We start from the raw sequence: 1,330 nt of genomic DNA, 5'->3' as shown, positions 1-1,330 counted from the left end.
CGAAATGCTCGGTCACGTTGCCGAAACGACCGGTCACGATGAACCGAAAATGGACTTGGTCACGATAGGCCGAAATCCTCGGTCACGATGCCGAAATCACCGGTCACGTTGGTCCGAAATACCCAGCCGGAGTAAATTTCCCCACCTGGTGTGTGTGTTGATTTCCACGTAAAGCTGACCCGGGATTTCCATTGAATCTTGACCCACCCTTTGGGATGAACCTCGTGGTTCAGGGTGTGGATAAGTTCTTCGGGGTCTTCTCCTTCTTGGGCGCTGGCGCGGGCTGTTGAGCGGAACTGTTCTTGAAGCGGAAGCTGTCGTTGCCGGTCTCAAGAATATGGCAATGGTGGGTCAGACGGTCGAGCAGCGCTGTGGTCATCTTGGCATCACCGAAGACGCTGGCCCATTCACTGAAGCTCAGGTTGGTGGTGATCACAACGCTGGTGCGCTCGTAGAGCCTGGAGAGCAGGTGGAACAGCAGCGCGCCGCCCGAAGCACTGAACGGCAGGTAGCCCAGCTCATCAAGGATCACGAGGTCGGCATAGGCCAGGCGGTGCGCGAGCTGCCCTGACTTGCCGCAGGCCTTCTCCTCTTCCAGCGCATTGACCAGTTCCACCGTGGAGAAGAAGCGCACCCGCCGGTGATGGTGCTCGATGGCCTGCACACCCAGCGCCGTGGCCAGGTGGGTCTTGCCGGTGCCCGGCCCGCCCACCAGCACCACGTTGTTGGCGGCCTCCAGGAACTCGCAGCGGTGCAACTGGCGCACCAGCGCTTCGTTGACCTCGCTGTGCGCGAAGTCGAAGCCGGCCAGATCGCGGTAGGCGGGGAAGCGAGCCACCTTGAGCTGGTACGCCACCGAGCGGACCTCGCGCTCGGCGGTCTCGGCCTTGAGCAACTGGGACAGGATGGGCTGGGCAGCCGTGAAGGCCGGTGCGCCTTGCTCGGCCAGTTCAGAGACGGCCTGGGCCATGCCATGCATCTTGAGCTCGCGCAGCATGATCACGACGGCGGCGATGGCAGGGTCATGACGCATGGCGAGCCTCCCGCAGGCGGTCGTAGCGCACGACGTTGGACTGCGGCTCCACCACCAGGCGCAGCGCCTGCGGGGCGGTGACCGCACGCACCGCGCCCTTGCCATCGAGCAAGCGGTGCAACACGTTGAGCACGTGGGTCTTGGTGGGTGCGCCCGCCTCCAGGGCGAGTTCCACAGCGGCCAGAACGGCCTGCTCGTCGTGGTGCAGCACCAGGGCCAGGATCTCCACCATCTCCCGATCCCCGCCGGGCTGCTTGAGCAGCGCGGCCTGCAGCCGCTTGAACCCGGCGGGCAACT

Annotated in this window: 1 protein-coding gene and 1 pseudogene; both read right to left on the bottom strand. The window is 64.1% G+C overall.

Annotated features, from left to right (window positions below):
* Positions 1-229 precede the first annotated feature (229 nt).
* A complete protein-coding gene (istB, locus tag M3149_RS22600) occupies positions 230-1,033 on the bottom strand; it encodes an IS21-like element helper ATPase IstB (protein ID WP_251711602.1) in 804 nt (267 codons plus the stop codon).
* Positions 1,023-1,330 (bottom strand): annotated as a pseudogene (locus M3149_RS22595) (IS21 family transposase); the annotation flags it as partial. The gene istB and the pseudogene M3149_RS22595, both read right to left, overlap by 11 nt.

It is taken from the genome of Hydrogenophaga intermedia, from assembly GCF_023715105.1.
Classification (GTDB): Bacteria; Pseudomonadota; Gammaproteobacteria; order Burkholderiales; family Burkholderiaceae_C; genus Hydrogenophaga; species Hydrogenophaga intermedia_A.
Note: the sequence above shows the minus strand (reverse complement) of the source record. Positions and strands in the feature narration are given on the sequence as shown.

Bases quoted from the DNA above. Each gene is read 5' to 3' on its own strand.
- istB (WP_251711602.1), bottom strand. From the start codon at position 1,033: ATGCGTCATGACCCTGCCATCGCCGCCGTCGTGATCATGCTGCGCGAG.